We start from the raw sequence: 21,754 nt of genomic DNA, 5'->3' as shown, positions 1-21,754 counted from the left end.
TCCTCTTGGTTGACAAATTTTATGGTCGTGGTATCACTTATGCAAAGCGGATATAAAAGAATAAAACGATAGCGGTGATAATGGCCCACCAGACGGTGGGATTCCGCCACCCTTGCTGCAGGGCTTTTTGCTCCGGTGGCAGCGAAAGACTGGCTTTATTCCATATGAGGCCAGCCAGTTCGGCTTCCGGCTTACGCCTGGTAAAGAGGCTTACCACTACGCAAAGCGCCATACAACTCCAGAACACGATGCCTGTTCTGTTAAAAAAAGGCATGGATGGGTATACCATCTCCATTAGAATCGACAAAGGGATGGTGAGCATACCCGCTGCCAGCGCGCCCGCATGTGTAGCACCTTTCCAGAGGATGCCCAACAGGAACATGGCCGCAATGCCAGGTGTAAACAACCCATATGCATTCATCAGGTAAAGAAATACCGGCTTATTGGAATGCGTCAGAAACAGGCTCGTACAAAGTATCCCCAATACGATAATAACGGCGCCGGCTATACGGCCAAAGCGTACCGCCTGTGCTTCCGTAGCTTGCCTACGGATATAAGGCAGGTAGATATCTACCGTCAGAATGGTCGTACAGGAATTGATGGCGCCGGAAAGATGCGACATCACGGCGGCAATCAGCCCTGCCATGACCAGTCCCACCAGGCCGGAAGGCAATAGTTTTTCTACCAGCGTAGGAAACAGCAGGTCAGGCTTTTCCAGGTGGGGAAAGAGTTTAGGCGCTACCAGCGCTGGCACGGTGATGATAATAGGCACCAGGAATTTCAGGTAGTCACCAAACACTACGCCCATGCGGGCATGCCATTCATTTTTGGAAGCCATTACCCGCTGTACAATAAACTGGTTGGTGGCGCAGTAGAAAACGCTGATGCAAAGTACGCCACCCAGGTACATGGTCCAGGGGAAATCGGGATCGTTGGCAGGCAGGATCAGGTCCCAGTCTTTCATGGTATCCGTGATTGCCGAAACACCGCCAGCGGCTCTCACAGTAGCGATGGTGAGGGCCAGGCCTCCCAATACCAATACCACCAGCTGTAGCATCTCCGTCCAGATAACGGCGCGTAAACCGCCGGCAATCGTATAGATCCCGGTAATCACGGCCAGTATGATCACGCTGGTCATCACAGAAATTCCCAGCAGGGAGTGCAGCGATAAGGCCCCCAGGTAAAGTACGGCGCTGATTTCCACCAGTACATAGGTGAGCAGGATCAGGCCGGCGTAGGTAGCCCTGGCGGCAGTGCCATACCGCCGTTCCAAAAACTCAGGCACGGTATAAAATCCATTGCGGATATAAAAAGGTAAAAAGATCCAAAGCAGTGCATTAAAGCCCATCAGTATGGCGCCCCATTCCATAGCGATGGCTACAAAGCCGCGGCTATAAGCCACGCCCATAGCGCCAACCAGGTGGTGGCTGCTGATATTGGCGGCAATAATGCTACCACCGATCATCCACCAGGGCAGCTTGTCTCCTGCCAGGAAGTAATCGCGTTTGGTTTGCAGGCCCCTGCGGGATGCATATAGCCCCAGGCCAATTACACCCAATATGTAAATACCAAAGATAACAGCATCTAAAGCCGTAAGATTCAGGTTCATGCAGATAAGATCAATCGTTGGGAAATAGCTGTGGCAGACGTTATCAGCCGTTCTAATGCACCGGGTGCAAAGGGAGTTTGCCATACGGTATAACTCTCCTGGCTATACGAACCTTCCGGGGGAAGGTAACCGGCATAGCCATTTACAATATTCATCACCACCACGGCGGCGGGTTGCAATGCCTTACGCAGTTCCTGCTGAAAAGTGGAATAAGCTTCATTGGGTTGACCTACCAGGATGGTATCGCCCAATCGCCATACCCACAACGGCATGCTGGCAGTAGCGCCATCGCCGATGGTTTTGCGGATGCCGCGTTGCCGCCATAAGCGTTCTTTCACCACATGATCTTCGCATACCTCCCAGGCTGCTTCAATATCGGCCAGCGAGGGTAAGTCCTTCAATGGCAGGTTCACCACCGACAGTTCGCTCTGCAAGGCTGTTGCAGGCTGGTGAACGGTTTGCTGCCACATGGCCAGCGATGCACCCGACTCCACAACACCCGTAAAGGCCAGTGCTTTTCCCGGTGGCAACATTGCTTCCAGGGCCGACAGCACGGCAAAACCCAATTGGCGGCCGTAATGATCAGCCAGTTGCACATCGCCGCTGTATTGCTCTGCCGGCGCCAGCTCGCCTGAGGCGCCCTGCAAAAAGGCGCAGGGGGCGCCGGTGTGGGCTTCCACTACAACACGCATAGCGCCCGGATAGTCGGGCGACAACAATGTATTGGCCGCTCCCAGCGTAGTAGGATGACAGGCGTAGTTGACAATCGTTCCTAGTATTTGTTCGTCAGCACCCGTTATTCTTCCTACCAGCAGCGTATCATCCGCAGCTAGAGCAGGATTTAAACCGGTGATGATGCGGCTACTACCAGGCTCGGGCAACTCGCGGTTGGCAGCCAGATCACATTTGCCGTAATGCCAGGTGAGGGTGGCTTCCACAGCAGTTTGCAGCGCATGTGTTGCCGCCGCGATAGCGGCCTGTTGTACCTTTTCCAGGTAAGGTGCAATGAAATGCCCGCCGGGCTTATGGCTATCTTCTGTAAAAGTACTCGGACCTGCATGTGTATGCGTTAAACAAAACATTAGCTGGTAAGGCTGTAACGCCAGTGCTTCCAGGATACCTTCCCGCAACCTGCGTTCATCCGCTACGCTTTTCCACCAGCCCAAATCCGCCGATATTAACAATAGGGGCGGTTGTTCCGGCCCTTGCCGGAAGCTGATGGCGGTAAGGGTGAAAGGTAAATGTATTCCCGCCGCTACCTCGTGGGTGGCGGCTCCCCAGTTCCGGGCATAAATCCCTGTGGGCGGAGTAATATCTTCTCTGCCTATTCCTATCCATCCTTTGAAGGAGGGCTGGGTGACAGGCATCAGTGTTTGCTGCGTCATAACCGAAATGCTTTAATACTACCTCAACAAAGAAAGACCGCCATCCATCAGGAGAATACTGCCGGTGATATGTTTATTGCCGGGGTCACAGAGCCGCAGCACCTGCTGCGCCACTTCCTCCGGCGTGATCAACGCCTTTACCGGTACTTTTTTACGGGCTTCGTCCCGCTGCGCAGGCGCCTGTTCCCATACCTGGCGACTTACCCCCGCATCTACATAGCCGGGAGCAATTTCATTGACCATGATACCATGGGGCGCCAGCTCCAACGCCATACACTGGCACAGCATACGCATACCGGCTTTGGAAACGGCGTAGGCAGGAATATTCGGATGTACTGCCTCCGCCGCCCAACTGCCGACAAACACCACGCTGCCGGTCATCTGCGACGACAACAAGTGGCTGGTGACTGCACGGGAAACATAAAATGCGCCATCCAGGTTGATGCGCAACTCTTTTGTCCACTGTTCCGCCGTGATATGATATAACCCGGCAATGGTAACTGTAGCCGCATTGGCTACTACCATATGAATAAGTCCCAGCTGCGCGGTGGCTTCCGCTACCCAGGCGTCTACTGCAGCGGCATCAGCCACATCTACACAGGTATAATGCCCCTGTACACCCAGCTCTGAAAGCTCCTGTAATAGCGGCTGGGCCTGTGCCGCCGGCTGTATATCGCCGATAGCCACCTGAGCGCCCTGCGCGGCAAATGCCAGGGCCGTAGCCCGGCCAATGTCGCCCAGTCCCCCGCTGATCAGCACCGTTTTCTGTTCAAATAATTTCTTCATAGCCGGTATGTTTTTTTTACCAATCGCCTACGCTCCCATCTTTATAAAATGTGCGTTGCAGCACTTCCTGTTGGAACGGATGTTTCTTCACCTCCGCTTCATTGATCTCTATTCCTAATCCTGGCCTATGATTTGGCCGTACAATACGTCCTTTCTTTTCCACGGTAAAGCCTTCGCTGACTACCTCCGCTCTCCAGGGCACATCGTTATGCACGCTTTCACAAATAGCATAAGAAGGGGTGGCAAAGCCAAGTTCTATGGATGCCGCCGTGCTTACGGGCCCCTGCGGATTATGCGGCGCTACTGCTACACGGTAGGCATCGGCCAGGGTGGCGATGCGACGCGCCTCACTCAGTCCACCGCAATGGGTGATATCTGGCTGTATCACGCTGACGGCGCGCTTTTCCAACAAGTCGCGGAAAGCATGAATGCCCACCAGTCGCTCGCCACTGGCAATCGGTGTTTTTACGGCCCGCTGTATCAGGGCAATATCTTCCATGGTTTCGGGCCAGCAGGGCTCTTCAAAAAAGTAGAGGCCATAGGGCTCCAGGGCTTTGGCAAACTGCATTCCCATCAACGGACTGGGACGGGCATGACAGTCTACCATAATATCGATATCCTCGCCTACGGCATCACGCATGGCCTTTACACAAGCTTCTGCATAGCGGATTGGCTTTAATCCTTCCAAAGGCATGGTTTCCGGTACTGCCATTGATTTAAAGGCTGTAAACCCATCTTCCACGGCACGTTGCGCCAGCTCTCCAAAACGGGCGGCATCGTCCGGGCGGGTTTCATAGAAGTCTTCCATCTTACCGCCGCCCAGGTGGCAATACAAGCGGATATAGTCTCTTACCCTTCCTCCCCACAGCTCGTGACAGGGGACGTTATGGATTTTTCCCAGGATATCCCAGAGCGCGATGTCAATGCCACTGATGGCCGTACCCCGCACAATGCCGTTGCCATGCCAGAAATGCTGGCGATACATCATCTGCCACAGGTACTCAATACGCCGCGGATCTTCGCCTACCAATAGTTGTGAAATATCTTCCACCGCGCCCACCACCGCCCGGGTATGCCATTCCAGGGTGGCTTCTCCCCAACCCCATAATCCCGGTTGATCCGTTACTACTTTAATAAAGATCCAGTTGCGCATGCGGGCATGGCATACCTGTGTTTCTATCGCGGTAATTTTCATAAACGTGCTATGATGGTGTTGGTTTTGTCTAATGTTTCTTCAATGTCTTTCACCGTGTGTGCGAAAGATATGCTTCCTTGTTTAATTGGCAATGGGAAATTAAAGATGCCCTGCTCAATCAATTTTAACCGGAACTGTTTGTCAAAAGCAAAATCATGGTGACTCGCAATATCGTGGTAATCTACCGGCGCATGATCCATAAAATACACACAAAAAGCAGATCCCTGGCGGGCTATATGGAAAGCACGGCCGGTAGCCGCAAAAATGTCCTTCAACCCGTCTTCCAGCATTTGTCCCAGCTTGTTGACATGCTCATATACCCCTCCGGCCGACAGTTTATGGAGTGTAGCGATGGCCGCCGCCGTAGTTAAGGGATGGGCATTGAATGTGCCGGCAATCAGCACCCGCTTCTCCCGCTCAGGATGTACAAAATAGTCGAGGTATTCTTTCTTCCCGGCTATCACGCCCATTGGATAACCATTGGCTACCGCCTTGCCAAAGGTGCTCAGATCGGGGCGCACGCTACAGATTTCCTGGTAGCCTCCCAGCGCATGACGGAAGCCTGTTTTCACTTCATCGAAGATGAGCAGGAAACCATGTTGATCCGCCAGTTTGCGCAAGGTTTGCAGGTAGCCCGGCAAAGGTTGCACAATACCCACGTTTTGCAGGATAGGTTCCAGCAGGATACCTGCTACCGGGTAACGCCGGAGGATATATTCTATGGAGGCAATGTCATTGAAGTTAACGATATGCACAAGTGATTTATGCGGAGCTGGAATGCCGGCCGACAGGGAGTCGTACGGATATTCACCGGGACTTACCCTTTCACCTACATCCGACAGCTGGCTGATTACATTGCAGGCCACATCATTGTGCCAGCCGTTGTAACCACCCTGCATCACGATAACGTGATCTTTGCCGGTAACGGCACGGGCTATACGAAGTGCATGGTAGGTAGCTTCGGACCCGGTAGTGGTAATTTGTACGCTGTCTGCCGTAGGCACACACTGGCAAAACAACCGGGCAAACTCCCCCTCCAGGTTGGTAGGGCCAGCCCCCATAAGCAAGGTGGCATCCTCCAGCGTTTGCTTTACCGCCTCGTTTACATCGGGGTCGTTGTGTCCCAGGAAAGCAGCCGCAAATCCCGCCTGGTAATCGATATACTCATTGCCTTCCAGGTCATACACATGGCTTCCCAAGCCTTTCTCAAAACAAATATTGGGGTCTGACTTCCGGTTAAGCGATACAACGCCACCGGGTATCCACTGTTCGTTGTTCTTCAACAGCGCTGATGATTTGGGCCATGCATTCATAATACGATACTGTTAAAATGTTTGTTAGATGAAAATATTCATCAGCGTTTGTACGCTGCTATTCTATATTGGTAACTTTAATATCTGTGAACAGGCTATGCTTTATTACGGCGTCCTGCGCCTGTAATAAAAGATTGCCGGAAATGTTTTTATGTTGAATATCCACGTCCTGAATCGTTAGTGTATCGATTTCCGTATGCTCATCAAATACAAACTGCGGATTAGGGTAACGGGTTTCTGTGCGTTGAACATGGCGAAAAGACAGGTGATCTATCCGCGACTGTTTTACGCCAATCACGCCATACATCATGGGAAACGCAGGATGCGATGACCTGGAATAAATATTGCCGCCGCGGATGCGGGACACCTTTACCTGGGAAAAGCTACCTGTTTTGCCAAACAGGCTGTAAAACAATACCAACCCATTAGCGGTGTTTCCTTGTACGTGGTCGATGGTAATACGGGATACCTGCTTTCCTTCGAACGTGTAAAAAGATACAGCTCTCAACGCGGGGATAGAATCAAATGCCGGCTGCGGGAAAATATTTCTTACCGTAACATCCCGGTAGTCATGTGCCGCAAAAGGCGCCATCTTTCCCTGGAAACAGGCGCCACCAGCGGCAAATGCCACCAGGTCATCGTTGGTAAAGCCGGAAATATTTTCAATGAGCACATGGTTACCGCCACCGGTAACGCCATCGCCGTTATTCATGAGTGCACTGGTATGGGCAGCATCCCGGAAAGGATTTTGCTGGAAGTGAATGTCATGAATATGCACGCTGTCGCATTCCATATAGGCAATTCCCCAGCTGCGGGTGCTGTCTATCTGTAAAGAGGCGACCTCCAGTTTTTTCACTTTATAAAAGAAGAAACCAAAGCAGAAAGCAGAATTGGCTATGGTACTGCCCACGGTTCTTGTTTGCGTATACCCGTTGCCGTTCCACTTCCCTCCGGTGACCGTAATCTGTTCGTTCCCATTTTCAGGATCATCGTTTACCACCAGGTATTGGTTCGATCCTGGTTGCAAACTGATGTATGCATCTTTGCTGGCAGTAAGCGTAAAGTTTGAAGGCAGGCGGATAGCCCTGGAAATGAGGTAATGCCCTGCCGGTATAAACGTGTGATGGCTGCCTTGTTTTTTTGCTTTGTTAACTGCTGCCTGTATGGCGCGGCTATCGTCGGTTTTGCCATCTGCTTTTGCTCCAAATGATTTTACATTGGTGCCGGTCATATGTTGAGCCCGGGATGTTATACAACTACCCATTATTGCTATGCAGACTATCATTTTATATAACATTCCGGACCTTTTCAACATCATGCTTATTTGTTTTTCATACTCAAAAAATCAGTAGCCGTCGTTTTGTTTTAATACGCCCGGCGTATACAGATCTATCTGGCGTTTAGGAATTGGAAACAGTGCCATGTAAGATTTAGGCGTTAAAATAGCCGTCAATGGCTGGTTGGTGACGTTGTTATACAGCCTTTCTTCTTTTGTCATCACGGTAATAAAGCGGCCAGTCCGTACCAGGTCCATCCAGCGCTCATTTTCGTAGGCTAGCTCCAGTTGTCTTTCCAGCAACAGTTTGTCAAGAAAAGCATCGGCGCTGGCAATATCCGTCGCCGTGTAATCGTGGGAGTTATCACCAAAAGCTCTTTCCCTTACTTTGTTGAGTTGTATCAAAGCATTTGCTTTATCGCCCAGGTTGTATAACGTTTCTGCATACAACAGTACCACATCTCCAAAACGTAATACCGGGAGATCTAACCCTGAAGAACCTACGGAGTGTTTCACCGCGTACTTGTTTACGTAGGGGTACCAGATAGCGCTACCGCCGGTAGCGGGAACATACATATCGGAAATGGTATTGGCCTTGCGGGTATCGCCGGTAACATACAGTTTATCGAGGCTCCAGGATGGCAGGGCAATTTCATTGCCACGGTCTACCAGTCCAAACAATCCGCCATTGGGCGTATAGGCAGTGGACAGCGTTTGCCCGGCGGAGTTTTCGATGTACTTCATGGAAAAGATCACCTCGCGGTTATCTTCTGTGGCCAGGCTCCAGAGGGTCGCAAAACTGGGCTCCAGCTGGTAGGTATAGTCGCTGTTGAGCTTTTCGAAACAAGCTTTGGCATTGGCGTAGTCTTTCCGGTATACATATACTTTCCCCAACATGCCCAGTGCGGCGGCCTTGGAAGCGCGGCCCTTCGCAATGGCAGAAGGAGCGGGTAGTTTATCGGCCGCGTCTTTCAGGTCGCTGACAATAAGGTCATAAATATCGCTCGCGGCAGCGCGGGGCATGTTCCTGGCATCTGCGATAGATAATGTGGCAATTACCTTGGGCACGCCCCCAAACAAACGTACCAGGTCGAAATAGAACAGGGCCCGCATAAATTTAGCTTCGCCGGTATACTGGTCCTTCATGCCAGCAGCGTAATCTTTCGGGTTGTCGATATTTTGCAGCAAAGCATTAGCCCTGCCTATCCCTACATAAGTGGCTTCCCAGAAATCGCCTACGATGTTATTGTCCTGGTTAACGGTGAGGTAGTCCATATCATTGGCGCCGGCCACCGAAGTGTTGTTCGACATGTACAGGTTATCGGAGGGCACTTCCATGATCAGGTAGTCGTTTTGCTTCCGCTGCTGCAGGCTGTTGTAGATCCCCAGGGCAGCCTGGTTCATATCGTTCGACGTTTTATAGAAATTGCCGGTGGTCAATGTATCATCCGGCTTCAGGTTCAGGAGCTTATCCGTGCAGCCGGAAACACCCAGCAATAATGCGATCTGTGCAACTATGAGCGTTTTTTTCATCTGTGTTTCTTTTTGCGGATTAAAAATTAAAATTGAATCCTAAAGCATATACACGGTTAATAGGCTCGGAACCGGTATTATACCCCGGCTTGCTATTGATACCGCTGATCTCTCCATTCGTATACCCTTCGGGGTTATACCCGTGGAATCCTTTCTTTGTCAGCATCAGCACGTTGCTGGCAGAAAAGTACACCCGGCAGTTGTTGACGCGCAGCTTCCTGGTAAGCGATTCGGGTAGGGTGTATCCCAGGTTTACGTTACGGATCGACAGGAAGGAAGCATCTTCAATATATACATCGGAACCCGCCTGGTAGCTCAGCGTACTCAAAGCGCTGGCCGGCATTTTACCATCACCGGGATCGGTGGGCGACCACCATTGGGTGGCTACTAATGAGCGGCGCATAGCACCTACCAGCGCGCCCTGGTAATATTCGTTTTCGAAATTGTATATCCTGGCACCCAGCGATGCCTGCATGGCTACGCTCAGGTCGAAGCCGTTCCAGGAAAAATTGTTCACCATTCCAAATATGGACTTGGGCTGGAAGTTACCCAGGATCATTTTATCTTTTGCATCAATCGTCTTACTCCCATCAACATCCAGGTATTTGGGATTGCCTGGTTTAGAACCTGCCAGCACAGCCGAATTGGCTACATCACTCGCATCTTTCAGCACCCCGATTGTTTTGTACCCGTAGTAGGAAAACATGGGCTCTCCCACTCTCAGTATCCAGCTCATACCAAACTGGTCGTTGGTAGTTCTTTCGTTTACACCTCCAAGGTCTTCTACCCTGTTTTTGTTTTTGGAGAAGTTGAACGAGGTAGTCCAGTTAAATTTCCCGACAATATTCCTCGAAGTCAGTTCCAGCTCAATTCCTTTATTGCTCACCTGCCCGATATTGGTTAAGCCGCTGGCAAAGCCGGTAGTGATGGGCACCGACACTTCATACAGCAGGTTGTTGGTACGTTTGTTATAGTAATCGAATACGAAACTGAGGCGATTATCAAGTACACTCAATTCTGCACCGAGATCGATACCGCTTGTTTTCTCCCAGCCCAGGTCCGGGTTACCGTAGTTGGCTTGTGCCTGTCCTTTGGCAATGGTGTTGTTAGGTGCGTAAATAGCATCTTTCATTTTGCCCAGGTAGGCGAAGTCGCCGATATTGAAGTTACCGGTCACCCCATAACTGGCGCGCAATTTCAGGTCGGTAATGGCATTGATCTCTTTCATAAAATCTTCCTGTTTCACTCTCCAGGCCACAGAGGCGGAAGGGAAGTACCCCCATTTGCTGTTGGGGCCGAAGCGGGAGCTACCATCTGTCCTGATGGACGCCGACAACAGGTATTTGTCTTTATAGGCATAGTTAACCCGGCTGAAGTAAGATACCAGTCCCCAGCTGGATTTGGAGATCACCGTGGCGGCGGGATTGATCAATGCATTGTTGAGGGTATGAATAATGTCGTTATTATAGGACCCGGGCATAGCGGAATAGCTGGAAGATTCTCCGTCGTTGCGTTGGAACGACATGCCGGCGATGGCCGACAAGTCGTGGCCCCCCTTGAAAGTAGTGGTATAGCTTAATACGTTTTCGTTGAGTATATTGATCGTGGAAGACTTGTCCTGGCCGCCGTTACTTTGCCCGCCGCCATTGGCCCAGGAAGCCTGGAAGCGGTCTGTTTGATTGAAGGCAATATTAGTTCCTACGGAAGACCTTAACGATAATCCTTTCGCAAGGTTCAGTTTCAGGTACATGTCGCTGAGGTTACCGAAGGTAGCCCCATAATATTCTGTGCCATCCAGTGTAGCCATGGGGTTTAGTTGTCCGCTTACTACGGCGCCCCAGTAATCACGGGCTTTAGGATAGGTACCATCTGAGCGGCGTACCTGTACGAAGCTGGGATACTTGGCAAAGTTGGCGATATCTACGGAATTGAAGCGGCGTTTGGAGTAAGAGGGGCTGAGCATGAAACCGAGACTTACCACCTTGCTGGCTTTCACATCTACATTGGCTCTTACGCCATAGGTTTTAAACCAGGTATTGTGCAGGGTTCCTTTTTCGTCTTTGTAAGTGCCGGAAACATAGTAGGATACTTTATCGGTACCTCCGCTGGCCGAAAGGTTATAACTCTGTATGGGCGCGGTTTGCAGCACCGCGTCCTGCCAGTTGACCGGATTTCCTTTACGGATGGTATCACTTACCTGGTAAGCGACAGGTCTCCTCGGATCGCCCCATACCGGTATGGATACATCGCCGCCGGCCCAGGCGAATTCGCGGTTCTGGTATTTTACGGCATAGTCGTAATATTCCTGTCCGCTGAGCCAGTCGTGGTGCACGATCGCTTTCGATAATCCGGCGTAACCGTTGAAGTTAAATTTCGCTTTACCAGCCAATCCTTTTTTCATGGTTACCAGGATTACGCCGCCAGCAGCACGGGAGCCATAGATCGCTGCAGAGGAGGCGTCTTTCAGCACTTCGATCGATTGTACATCATTCATGTTGACGCTGCCGAGGTTACCACCAGGGATACCATCGATGACGATGAGGGGATCATTTCCCGCGCTGATAGAGCCGGCGCCACGGATACGGATCAACGGAGCCGACCCGGCGGTGCCGCGGGTCTGGGAAATATTAACTCCTGCCAAACGACCTACCAGTGCGGCTTCTGGCCGCCCGGCGGGCATCTGGTCAAGATTAGTATTTTCTACTTTGGATACTGAAGCCGTCACGGAGGTCTTTTTTACTACCCCGTAGCCGATTACGACAGTTTCATTCAACGTAGTTTTTGAAGGTTGTAAGAAGATATTAAGATGCCCTGTGCTGCCTGCGGCCTGTTCTATTTTATCATAGCCGATGAAGGAAAAAACGAGTATATCCTTGGCCGCAGCATGAATAGTAAACTGGCCTTTGGCATCGGTAGAAGCGCCGGTGGTACTGCCTTTCACCATAACGGTTACACCGGGAAGGGCGGCTTTGTTTTGACCATCGAGTACCGTTCCTTTAATTTCATGCGCTGTTTGCGCAAAGAGCAGCTGTGGACTACAGAGCGGGACAGCTATCATGAATAGCCAGGTGAATAAATAAAAATGCTTCCCTTTCATAATGCGTTGGTTAGATAAAATGGTTTGATAAAGTATTTTCGAATCCAGGTTGATACCAGCTTCAGCACATGCTTTCAGCTATTTAGTTTTTTCATGTTGCGTAATAGACCGCTTGGTCTGTTCACGGTTTTTCTACGTGTAGCGACCAGGCACCTACAGCCTATCACCTTTATTTTGTTTACATTTTACTTTATCGATCGGAGAGTAAATCAATGGGCATTGGGAAAGCCAGGTATGATAACACACAGGAAGGACGTTCAGCTGTTCAGACAGCTGCTAGCGACTGGTGATATCAGAAAACCATTGTTATAAGCCGGCACTCACATGACGGGTACCTATACCCGTTACTTTATATCAATTCTCTGCACATTGATTATGTTTACAAATATAGCTTTCTTTTGTAAACAAAAAAATGTTTTTAATAATTGGCCAAAAAAATATGTCTTTGAGGGATGTATGAGAGAATAGGGGTTATTCTACTTCCAGGCTGGTCAGCTCTCCACGCACCAAATGCTTTACCAGGGCCTCTTCTGCCAGTTTCAGGTCTTTCTTTTTCAGGGCAGCCACAATCTGCCGGTGCTCGGCATCGGTGAGGGAATAGTCGTCCATCTGCAGGTTACCCAGCTTCATGTGAAACAGGGGGATATTACTAAATTGGTATAACTCCATTAGCTTGGCGTTGCAGGCACTGGCAATAAGGGTTTCGTGGAATTTCATATCGGCCTCGCAGGCGCCGCCCAGGTAGCCTTTTTCTACCATCCCGGTAAAGTCGTCACAGATTTTTTCCAGCAGCTGAATATGTTCATTGTCGGTACGCTGTATAGCCAGCCGCAGGGCTCCCAGCTCCAGCAATTCCCGTAACTGACGGATCTGCCGGATATCGTCTACATTCATAGACTTTACAAAGTATCCTCCCTTTTCACCGAACACCACCAGGTTTTCACCCAGCAGGCGGGTCAGGGCTTCCCTCACGGCCATCCGGCTTACTTCCATCTTCTTGGCCCACATGTCTTCCTTGAGTCGCATTCCCGGTACCAGCTGGTTGGAAAGTATCTTCCGGCGGAGCTCTACGTATACCTTATTTGCTAAAGAGTCTGTTTTCATAGTAAAAAATGTAAACGAAATTTTCATCAAAAGTAAACATTTTTTAGAGATCCCGCCATATCCTACCATTTTGGGGGCGTTTTTCCAGGTTACCCGGAAGGTATTCTATTACTACCTGATTTATTAGGTACCAAAGAGGTGCCCGAACAATACTCCTTTTGTATATTTATTTCCTTGTAAAAAAGTGGGGAAACGTATATATTTAATCCCGCTTTACGACAAGGAACGCAGTTTTCAAGCGTTTTCGCAAACACGAGCTATTAAAACATGAAAAATTCCCGTTCTATTACACTAAAATTATTTCCATGGCAGTGAACAGAAGATCTGCAATTAAACAGCTGCTATATGTTTCAGCCGGTATGGCTTTGTTGCCCGCCTGTTTACAACATACCAGCAGGGCGTCGTTGACATTAAAGAACATTTCAGTAGACGGAGACCAGGAGAAGATGCTGGCCGAACTGGCAGATACCATTATCCCCCCCACTACCACTCCCGGCGCCAAAGCGCTATCCACCCATTTGTTTACCCTCATTATGATGGACGACTGCTACAAAAAAGAAGAGCAGCAACAATGGATGAATGGACTGAAAGCATTTGAACAGGCGAGTAAAAAACTCAACGGTCGCAGCTTCCTCGAAAGTACTGCGCCACAGCGGGAAGCACTGCTCACCTCCCTGGAAGCGGCTAAAGACAGTAAAGACGAGCTTTCATTTTTTTACCGTACCACCAAACGCCTCACTATCCAGGCTTATACGCAATCCAAATACTTTATGACCAACGTGGATATCTATGAACTGGTACCCGCCCGTTATAAAGGTTGTGTACCATTTAAACCCTCGGCCAGGAAGACCGCCTAACTACTAAATAACATGAGTAATAACAATACCAGCCTGCAAAACCGCACATTCGACGCCATCGTCATCGGATCTGGCATCAGTGGCGGATGGGCAGCAAAAGAATTTACCGAAAAAGGATTAAAGACACTGGTGCTCGAAAGAGGGCGGGATGTTAAACATTTAAAAGACTACCCTACTACCAGCCAGTTTCCCTGGGAGTTTCCACACCGTGGACAGATACCGGCCGTTATCAAAGAGGCCAACCCGTCGATCAGCCGCTGCTACGCCTATAAAGAAGATGCCATGCACTTCTTTGTAAAAGACAACGACCACCCCTATGGACAACCCAAACCATTCGACTGGATCCGCGGTTACCAGGTAGGCGGGAAATCGCTCATGTGGGCACGGCAAACCCAGCGTTGGAGCGACTTTGACTTCGAAGGCCCTGCGCGCGACGGCTTTGCTACGGACTGGCCTATACGTTATAAAGACATTGCCCCCTGGTACAGCTATGTAGAAAAGTTTGTAGGCATCTCCGGCAATAAAGATGGTCTCCCTCACCTGCCCGACGGAGAATTTCTGCCACCTATGGAACTTAGCTGCGTAGAAAACTATTTCAAGGATTTTGTAAAAGACAACTATAAAGACCGGCAGGTGATTTACGCACGTTGTGCGCATCTGACCCAGCCTCAACAGATACACCTGGACCAGGGCAGAGGACAATGCCAGAAACGGGACCTTTGCCAGCGCGGATGCCCGTTTGGAGGATATTTCAGCAGCAACTCCTCCACCATTCCCTGGGCGCAGAAAACCGGCAACCTCACCCTTCGCCCGTTTTCAGTAGTGCATTCCATTATTTACGACGAGCAAAAAGGAAAAGCCACCGGCGTTCGGGTAATTGATACCAACACCAAAGAGATGATGGAATATTACGCCAACGTGATCTTCGTGAACGCGGCGGCCGTAAACACCAACCTGATCCTGCTAAACTCTACCTCTCACCGCTTTCCTAACGGTTTGGGCAACGACAGCGGCACTCTCGGTAAATACTTTGCTTTCCATAACTACCGCGGACATATCTCCGCGCAATATGAAGGTTTCAAAGACTCCACCACCGATGGCCGGCGCCCTACCAGCGCCTACATCCCACGGTTCCGTAATGTACACAAACAGGAAACAGACTTCTTGCGGGGATATGCTGCTGGTTTTAACACCGGCCGCGGACAGCATACCAATACCGATGGATTTGGCAAAAGCCTGAAAGAACAACTGTTCAATCCTGAAACAGGTCCCTGGTATGTAGGCTCTCACATGATGGGAGAAACCATTCCGAAAGAAAAAAGTACCGTGACGCTGGACGCTAATAAAAAAGACGAATGGGGCATTCCTCAAATCAATATCGACGTAGACTACGACGATAACGACGAAAAAATGCTGAAGGACTTCTTCGAGCAAATGACGGAAATGTATACCAAAGCAGGGTTTACCAATATCAAGACTGGCGATTCCAAACAGGCGCCCGGACTGGATATACATGAAATGGGCGGCGCCCGTATGGGGCTGGATCCTAAAACATCGATCCTCAACAAATGGAATCAAATGCATGCCTGTAAAAATGTGTTTGTGACAGACGGCGCCTGTATGACCTCCACTTCCACTCAAAATCCATCACTTACTTATATGGCACTCACAGCCCGGGCGGTGGATTATGCCGTACAACAGCTGAAGAAGGGAGAAATATAAACATACCTGGTATTTTTGGGATGACACAATGGTCTGTCTCCTGCAAAAAATTAAAATAGATAGCTCACCACGGTGGGCTATCTATTTTTAGTAAATATCCATATCCGCAGGCCGTTATTATAATTGGATACGGTACGTTAGGGCTGGCCGCAGTGCAGAATTTTTACTACTTTAGCAGGAATACCACCAGCCATATATCATTAGTCCAGTAGCCTGCGAGTATAATGTACGATAATATCTATATTGACAAAGCATTGTTTCAACGCATCTCTGAGGGCGATGAAACAGCGTTTGGTGTCCTGTTTAATACATCCCTGCAGTCGTTGGAACCGTTTATCCAGAAGATGGTGAAGTCGCCCGAAAGCGCCAAGGAAGTAATACAGGCCACTTTCCTGCGGGTATGGCTTAGCCGCGATAAGCTGGCGGAAATAGATCATCCCAAAGCATGGCTGTATAAGGTGGCCGCCAATGAATGTTATACCTATCTCCGCAAAGAAGCCACAGAGTACCGTTTACGTGAAGCTATTGCCGTTACCGGCAATGAAGCGGATACCGTTACCCGCCAGCTAAGCCTGAAAGAATTGCAGGCGATCATTGAGGAGGCCGTGCAGCTGTTATCGCCGCAACGCCGCCGCATTTTCCAGATGAGCCGTAACCAGGGCATGAAGATCCCGGAAATAGCCACTGCCCTGGACCTGTCTCCCCATTCCGTAAAAAATGCGCTGGTAATTTCACTGAAAGCCATCAGGGAACACCTGCGGCGCTATGGTCACACTATCCCGCTGATTTACCTGGTCTTCCTCTGTAAATAAATTTTTTTTCAAACAGATAGGTCCTTTATGTCATCTGCTCATTCTTATTAATGGGTATACTGTTAAATATATTCCTATCAGCATGCAGGAGCAAAGGATTATTTTTTTATTACAACAGCGGCTTTCCGGTAAGGAAACGGTAGCAGAACAGGAGGAACTGTACGATTTGCTGAAAGACGACAGCAACATGGAACTGTTTATGGCCGCACTGACCGACCTGATGTGGCAGGCGCCCGCTGAAGAGCAAACAAACACCGCTGCCCGCAACGAATTGCTGAAAAGCATTACCGCGTCGGATATTACCCTGCCATTTGTGGGTACGTCAAAGGCGCCATTGACGGCGCGTTGGTGGTGGGCTGCGGCGGCTGCCGTTACGGGTATAATACTGGTCACCGCCGGCTGGTGGCTGATGAAGCCTGCCCCCGCCGCGAAGTCCCTGCCCGCTGTAGCTATACGGTATAAAAATGATGTGCCACCCGGTAGTAATAAAGCCATCCTCATCCTATCGGATGGCTCCTCCATCACGCTGGATGATGCCAAGAATGATACGCTGGGTAAACAGGGCAGCACCAGCATTATTAAACTGCAAAACGGACAGGTATTGTACAAAGCCGCGGCTGCGGCGGCGACAGTGACTTATAATACCCTCACCACGCCCCGGGGCGGGCAGTACCAGCTTACACTGCCCGATGGTAGCAAAGTGTGGCTGAATGCGGCCAGCTCCCTGCATTTCCCTACTGCTTTTACCGGCCATAACCGGTTGGTGGAACTTACGGGAGAAGGGTATTTTGAAGTAGCATCCATGCCCGGGAAACCATTCCTCGTGAAAGTGAACGGAACGGAGATCGCTGTACTGGGCACACATTTCAATGTGATGGCGTACACCAACGAACAAGCCATGGCAGTGACGCTGCTCGAAGGCGCAGTAAACGTGAGCAGGAACGGGGTGGTAAAAAAACTGCAACCAGGGCAACAGGCCCGTATTCCGGCCGATAACAATATCACCGTTACCAACGTGGATATATCCGAAGCGGTGGCCTGGAAAAATGGCTTCTTCATTTTTGAGCGCGCAGATATTACCACCGTTATGCGACAACTGGAACGGTGGTACGATATTGAAGTAGTATATGAAGGCGCACCACCCGCTATGCGCTTTGGGGGCGGTATGCAGCGCAGCCTGCCCTTGTCGCGCGTACTGAATATCCTGGAGAAAAACCAGGTAGCATTTAAGATAGAAGGAAGAAAAATAACCGTTTTACGATAGCATCAACACCCGATTTTTTAACACATTAAATCAACCAATTATTGAATTGAGAAAGTACTGCTAAAAACCAATGCCATTAAAAAACCAGTGATGGGCAAACATCACTGGTTACAGGCAATAAATTATTCGTGTAAACTCATTTTTATCACCGAAATCAAATGTATGATTTTAACTGCTTTGTTCCAAAACAGAGAAGGGAACCTTTGTGCGCCACAGCGCAAACCTGGTCATCAGCACATCAATACATCAGAACCGCACCACCAATGCAGATCTTACTTACCGGCACATGCCGGTTCAATGAAAAAAAACTATCAGCCAACCAAAATTTGGAGGATCATGAGGTTATCTGCTTTATTACTAATGGCTGGCGCACTGCAAATCAGCGCCAAAGGCGTGGCTCAAAGAGTGAGTATGTCCTTGAAAAACACACCGCTGTCAACGGTATTTACCAACATCAACCGGCAAACCGGTTACATCGTATTTTATAATTACGATGCGCTGCAAAGTACCAGGCCCGTGACCCTGGAACTGAAAAATGTAACCATCCAGGAACTACTGCATGTATCCCTGATGGGACAAGGACTGGAATATGCTATCGACGACAAAACCATCACGGTAACGAGAGCAGTTGCCGGGGTGCCGGCAACACCCGTTCTACCGGCGCAAATAGTGATTTCCGGCCGCATTACAGATGAAAACGGAATTCCCCTCGCCGGTGTTTCGGTAGTGGTAAAAGGCACCACCAAAGGCACACAAACCAATAACAACGGGGAGTATACGGTAGTGGTAAAAGATGAAAATACCGTGCTGTCATTTACCTATATCGGCTTCGAAAAACAGGAAGTGGTAGTAGGAAAAAGTGGTGTTATCAGTTTACAACTAAAAGCCTCCAACAACAAACTCACCGGCGTGGATGTGGTGAATACCGGCTACCAGATGATTTCCCGGGAAAGGGCCACCGGCTCATTTTCCACGATCGATCCTTATCGTCTCCGTGCTAAATTAAAACCGGATGTAAAATCAGCCCTCGAAGGACAAGCCACCGGCGTAGTGCTCACTAAAGAAGGCAACCTCGAAATACGTGGTGTATCCACCCTGCTGGGTACCGCCGCCAGTGCCCCCCTGCTCGTAGTAGATGGCTATCCCACTTCCGCCGGACTGGAATCACTGAACATCGATAATATAGAATCTATCACCGTATTAAAGGATGCTGTAGCCGCTTCTATTTACGGCGCCCGCTCCTCCAACGGTGTAATCGTTATTACCACCCGGCAGGGAAGAAAAGGCGCTCTACAGGTAGAATATAAAGGCTCTACCGGCATCACGCTCAAACCCGAACTAAAGTACCTCAACAGGGCCTCTTCAGCCGATTTTGTAGATGCCGAAATTGAACTCTATAACCAGGACCCCAATGACGTACTGACCACTTATAACAATTATGGCACCCTTTCGCGCGTAAACTATCTACTCCTGGCTAAATCACAGGGATGGCTAACCGACAAAGATGCCGACGCACAGCTGGAAGCGCTGAAGCATAACGACGGACTCGGACAGATGGAAAAGTATTACTTCCGGAACCAGTTCACCCAGCAGCACAACATCTCCATGTCGGGCGGCAGCGAGAAAAGCATGCTCAATGCCGCAGTAAAATATATTTCCAATCAAAACAATACCGTTGCCAACTCCGACAATCGCCTGATCTTTGACATGAAAAACGACTGGCGCCCCGGCAAGCGTGTGGGAATAAGATTATTCACCAACGTAAACTATGCCACTTCTTCTGCGCCGGTAAGAGGCTGGCAGGACATGCTGGCATTTACCAACACCTCGCTAATACAGCCTTACGACCTGATCGCGGACCCTGCCACCGGCGATCCGCAAACCATAGCATTCAAGAATCAGAAAAAAGCAGACCGCTACGCCGCCATGTCGGGCATGAAACCACTATACTATAACCCGCTGGAAGACCTGGGCCTGGAAACAACGACCAACAAAACCCTTCAAATCCGTTTAGGCGGCAGTGTTAATATAAAACTACTGGAAGGACTAAACGTAGAAGCCGGCGGTTCCTGGAGTCGCGGCGATCTGCTGGGCAGAACCCTGTATGATAAAAGCGCTTACCGGGTACGGCTCTGGTACGACGACAATACCTCCATTACCAACCCTTCCAAGCACTATATCCCGGATGGAGCCGTGGTGAATGAAAGCCGCAACTTCAACCAGAGTTATATGTTCCGCACCCAACTGAATTTCAATAAGCTGGTCGCTTCCCGCCACCGCATTTCCGCGATCGCCGGTAATGAAATCAGCAGGAATACGGCAGACAATAACAACCTGCCTACCCGCTTTGGGTATAACGACCAGGCAGGTACGTTTTCTACTTTTAACTATGCCGATTATAATGCTGGTAACTACACGGCAGATAAACTGGGCACCAGCAGCCCCTCCGCCAGCATAGGCAGCTACAGCTTCCAGGATAATCGTTTTGTTTCCTGGTATGCCAACGGCTCGTATGAGTACGACAACCGCTTCATTTTAAGCGGTAGCATCCGGCTCGATCAAACCAATTTCTTTGGTACCGATCCCCGTTACCGCTACAAACCTTTGTGGTCTGCAGGTGGTACCTATAAACTCGCGGAAGAGAAATTCTTCCACGTGCCGCTGATCGACCGGCTCGACCTGCGCGCATCCTATGGTATCAACGGGAATATTTCACTGAACTCAGGACCATTCCTCATCATCGCACCGGGATCTTACTCCAATTATACGGGAGACGTATCTTATGGTATTTCTTCTCCCCCTAACAACTCCCTTCGCTGGGAAAAAACCAAAAGTACCAACTTTGGCGTAGATCTTTCCTTGCTGAACAGGCGTATCAATTTAACGGCCGACTATTACCTCCGTAACAGCAGCGACCTGCTTGCCGCAGATGCCATCGATCCTACCAAAGGCTTTAGTTCGCTCACCAAAAATATCGGGGAAGTGAGAAACACTGGCTATGAAATATCCATCGATGCAGATGTGATCCGCAGGAAAGGATTGATATGGAACACCTTCATCAATTTCAGTTACAATAACAATAAAGTACTTACCTATAATGTCACTTACCAGTATGCATCTTCCATTACCAATGGCGCCATCAAAAAAGCCGGCGACCCGTTGGATGCGCTCTACAGCTACCGTTACGCAGGATTAGATAACAACGGTGTATCACAGTTCTATACTGCCAAAGGAGAAAAAAGCGGCGGCGGCAATGTGGCCGTAGGCGATTTGTTTTACAGCGGCACCCTGCGCCCGAAATATGCGATCAGCATGACCAACTCCTTCCGCATCAGCAATTTTGACCTGTCGTTTATGTTCATCGCCAAGCTGGGCAACGTGTTGAGAAGAGATGCTTTCAGCGGATCCAATATCCTTAACAAACATGTGTCTGAAAGATGGAGACAACCGGGCGATGAAGCAAAAACAATTTATCCCAAACTCAGCGACTGGAATATGGATATGTTTTATTTCCCTTATTCAGACATACTGGTTGAAAGCGCCAGCTATATGAAGCTGCGGGATATTACCCTCACTTATGACATCAATCCCAGCCTGCTGAAACGGATTGGTTTTACCAGCACGCGGATCTACCTGCAGAGCAGGAACTTGTTTATGATCACGGCCAACAGTGATCATCGGGATCCGGAAACTTCTGAGCTGAATCTCACCGGCGGCACCGGCGCATTTACAGAACAGGGTTTCAGCTCTCTGCCTTTGAGGCCGGAGTTTTACGTAGGGTTATCATTCAGTCTTTAACAT

At 49.7% G+C, this 21,754-nt stretch carries 14 protein-coding genes; 5 read left to right on the top strand and 9 right to left on the bottom strand.

The features are described 5' to 3' along the window. Positions 1-37: 37 nt before the first annotated feature. From HGH90_RS11350 to HGH90_RS11310, 9 genes are all read right to left on the bottom strand, one after another. Positions 38-1,609 carry an SLC5 family protein gene (locus HGH90_RS11350; RefSeq protein WP_169191116.1) on the bottom strand — a complete coding sequence of 524 codons (1,572 nt, stop codon included), beginning with the start codon at positions 1,607-1,609 and terminating at the stop codon, positions 38-40. Further along, the gene (locus HGH90_RS11345; protein ID WP_169191115.1) at positions 1,606-2,994 is read right to left on the bottom strand and encodes a hypothetical protein; all 1,389 of its coding nucleotides are present in this window, start codon (positions 2,992-2,994) and stop codon (positions 1,606-1,608) included. The genes HGH90_RS11350 and HGH90_RS11345 overlap by 4 nt, the downstream gene beginning before the upstream one ends. 18 nt (positions 2,995-3,012) lie before the next feature. Then, the gene (locus tag HGH90_RS11340) at positions 3,013-3,780 is read right to left on the bottom strand and encodes an SDR family NAD(P)-dependent oxidoreductase (RefSeq protein ID WP_168762569.1); all 768 of its coding nucleotides are present in this window, start codon (positions 3,778-3,780) and stop codon (positions 3,013-3,015) included. A 16-nt stretch (positions 3,781-3,796) separates the two neighbouring features. Beyond that, a complete protein-coding gene (dgoD, locus tag HGH90_RS11335) occupies positions 3,797-4,975 on the bottom strand; it encodes a galactonate dehydratase (protein WP_168762568.1) in 1,179 nt (392 codons plus the stop codon). Then, entirely contained in the window at positions 4,972-6,288 is a 1,317-nt protein-coding gene (locus HGH90_RS11330) for an aspartate aminotransferase family protein (protein ID WP_169191114.1), read from the bottom strand. Before HGH90_RS11330 ends, dgoD begins: the two co-directional genes overlap by 4 nt. Before the next feature lie 58 nt (positions 6,289-6,346). After that, on the bottom strand, positions 6,347-7,519 hold the full coding sequence (locus HGH90_RS11325) for a glycosyl hydrolase family 28-related protein (RefSeq protein WP_169191113.1): 1,173 nt from the start codon (positions 7,517-7,519) through the stop codon (positions 6,347-6,349). A gap of 114 nt (positions 7,520-7,633) precedes the next feature. After that, positions 7,634-9,097, bottom strand: a complete 1,464-nt coding sequence (locus tag HGH90_RS11320; protein WP_168762565.1) for a RagB/SusD family nutrient uptake outer membrane protein — start codon at positions 9,095-9,097, stop codon at positions 7,634-7,636. Between the two features lie 19 nt (positions 9,098-9,116). Then, positions 9,117-12,194, bottom strand: a complete 3,078-nt coding sequence (locus HGH90_RS11315) for a SusC/RagA family TonB-linked outer membrane protein (protein ID WP_169191112.1) — start codon at positions 12,192-12,194, stop codon at positions 9,117-9,119. A gap of 471 nt (positions 12,195-12,665) precedes the next feature. Next, a complete protein-coding gene (locus tag HGH90_RS11310) occupies positions 12,666-13,298 on the bottom strand; it encodes a GntR family transcriptional regulator (protein WP_168762563.1) in 633 nt (210 codons plus the stop codon). 305 nt (positions 13,299-13,603) lie between these two features. On the opposite strand from HGH90_RS11310, the gene HGH90_RS11305 reads away from it, so the two are divergent. The 5 genes from HGH90_RS11305 (at position 13,604) to HGH90_RS11285 (ending at position 21,751) form a co-directional block, all read left to right on the top strand. Then, the gene (locus HGH90_RS11305) at positions 13,604-14,155 is read left to right on the top strand and encodes a gluconate 2-dehydrogenase subunit 3 family protein (protein ID WP_168762562.1); all 552 of its coding nucleotides are present in this window, start codon (positions 13,604-13,606) and stop codon (positions 14,153-14,155) included. A 12-nt stretch (positions 14,156-14,167) separates the two neighbouring features. Further along, complete coding sequence (locus HGH90_RS11300) at positions 14,168-15,877, top strand: GMC oxidoreductase (protein ID WP_169191111.1); 1,710 nt, start codon at positions 14,168-14,170, stop codon at positions 15,875-15,877. Positions 15,878-16,101: 224 nt separating this feature from the next. Then, complete coding sequence (locus HGH90_RS11295; protein ID WP_169191110.1) at positions 16,102-16,689, top strand: RNA polymerase sigma factor; 588 nt, start codon at positions 16,102-16,104, stop codon at positions 16,687-16,689. Between the two features lie 82 nt (positions 16,690-16,771). Next, positions 16,772-17,953, top strand: a complete 1,182-nt coding sequence (locus tag HGH90_RS11290; RefSeq protein ID WP_168762559.1) for a FecR family protein — start codon at positions 16,772-16,774, stop codon at positions 17,951-17,953. Positions 17,954-18,289: 336 nt separating this feature from the next. Further along, positions 18,290-21,751 carry a SusC/RagA family TonB-linked outer membrane protein gene (locus HGH90_RS11285; RefSeq protein WP_169191109.1) on the top strand — a complete coding sequence of 1,154 codons (3,462 nt, stop codon included), beginning with the start codon at positions 18,290-18,292 and terminating at the stop codon, positions 21,749-21,751. Positions 21,752-21,754 lie beyond the last annotated feature (3 nt).

Origin of the sequence: Chitinophaga sp. Ak27, assembly GCF_012726295.1 — a bacterium.
Classification (GTDB): domain Bacteria; phylum Bacteroidota; class Bacteroidia; order Chitinophagales; family Chitinophagaceae; genus Chitinophaga.
The sequence above is the reverse complement of the archived record's forward strand: the minus strand, read 5'-3'. Positions and strand labels throughout refer to the sequence as shown.

Excerpts from the sequence above, each read along its gene's own strand:
- HGH90_RS11350 (WP_169191116.1), bottom strand. The coding sequence starts at position 1,609 with ATGAACCTGAATCTTACGGCTTTAGATGCTGTTATCTTTGGTATTTAC.
- HGH90_RS11345 (WP_169191115.1), bottom strand. The coding sequence starts at position 2,994 with ATGACGCAGCAAACACTGATGCCTGTCACCCAGCCCTCCTTCAAAGGA.
- HGH90_RS11340 (WP_168762569.1), bottom strand. The coding sequence starts at position 3,780 with ATGAAGAAATTATTTGAACAGAAAACGGTGCTGATCAGCGGGGGACTG.
- dgoD (WP_168762568.1), bottom strand. The coding sequence starts at position 4,975 with ATGAAAATTACCGCGATAGAAACACAGGTATGCCATGCCCGCATGCGC.
- HGH90_RS11330 (WP_169191114.1), bottom strand. The coding sequence starts at position 6,288 with ATGAATGCATGGCCCAAATCATCAGCGCTGTTGAAGAACAACGAACAG.
- HGH90_RS11325 (WP_169191113.1), bottom strand. The coding sequence starts at position 7,519 with ATGACCGGCACCAATGTAAAATCATTTGGAGCAAAAGCAGATGGCAAA.
- HGH90_RS11320 (WP_168762565.1), bottom strand. The coding sequence starts at position 9,097 with ATGAAAAAAACGCTCATAGTTGCACAGATCGCATTATTGCTGGGTGTT.
- HGH90_RS11315 (WP_169191112.1), bottom strand. The coding sequence starts at position 12,194 with ATGAAAGGGAAGCATTTTTATTTATTCACCTGGCTATTCATGATAGCT.
- HGH90_RS11310 (WP_168762563.1), bottom strand. The coding sequence starts at position 13,298 with ATGAAAACAGACTCTTTAGCAAATAAGGTATACGTAGAGCTCCGCCGG.
- HGH90_RS11305 (WP_168762562.1), top strand. The coding sequence starts at position 13,604 with ATGGCAGTGAACAGAAGATCTGCAATTAAACAGCTGCTATATGTTTCA.
- HGH90_RS11300 (WP_169191111.1), top strand. The coding sequence starts at position 14,168 with ATGAGTAATAACAATACCAGCCTGCAAAACCGCACATTCGACGCCATC.
- HGH90_RS11295 (WP_169191110.1), top strand. The coding sequence starts at position 16,102 with ATGTACGATAATATCTATATTGACAAAGCATTGTTTCAACGCATCTCT.
- HGH90_RS11290 (WP_168762559.1), top strand. The coding sequence starts at position 16,772 with ATGCAGGAGCAAAGGATTATTTTTTTATTACAACAGCGGCTTTCCGGT.
- HGH90_RS11285 (WP_169191109.1), top strand. The coding sequence starts at position 18,290 with ATGAGGTTATCTGCTTTATTACTAATGGCTGGCGCACTGCAAATCAGC.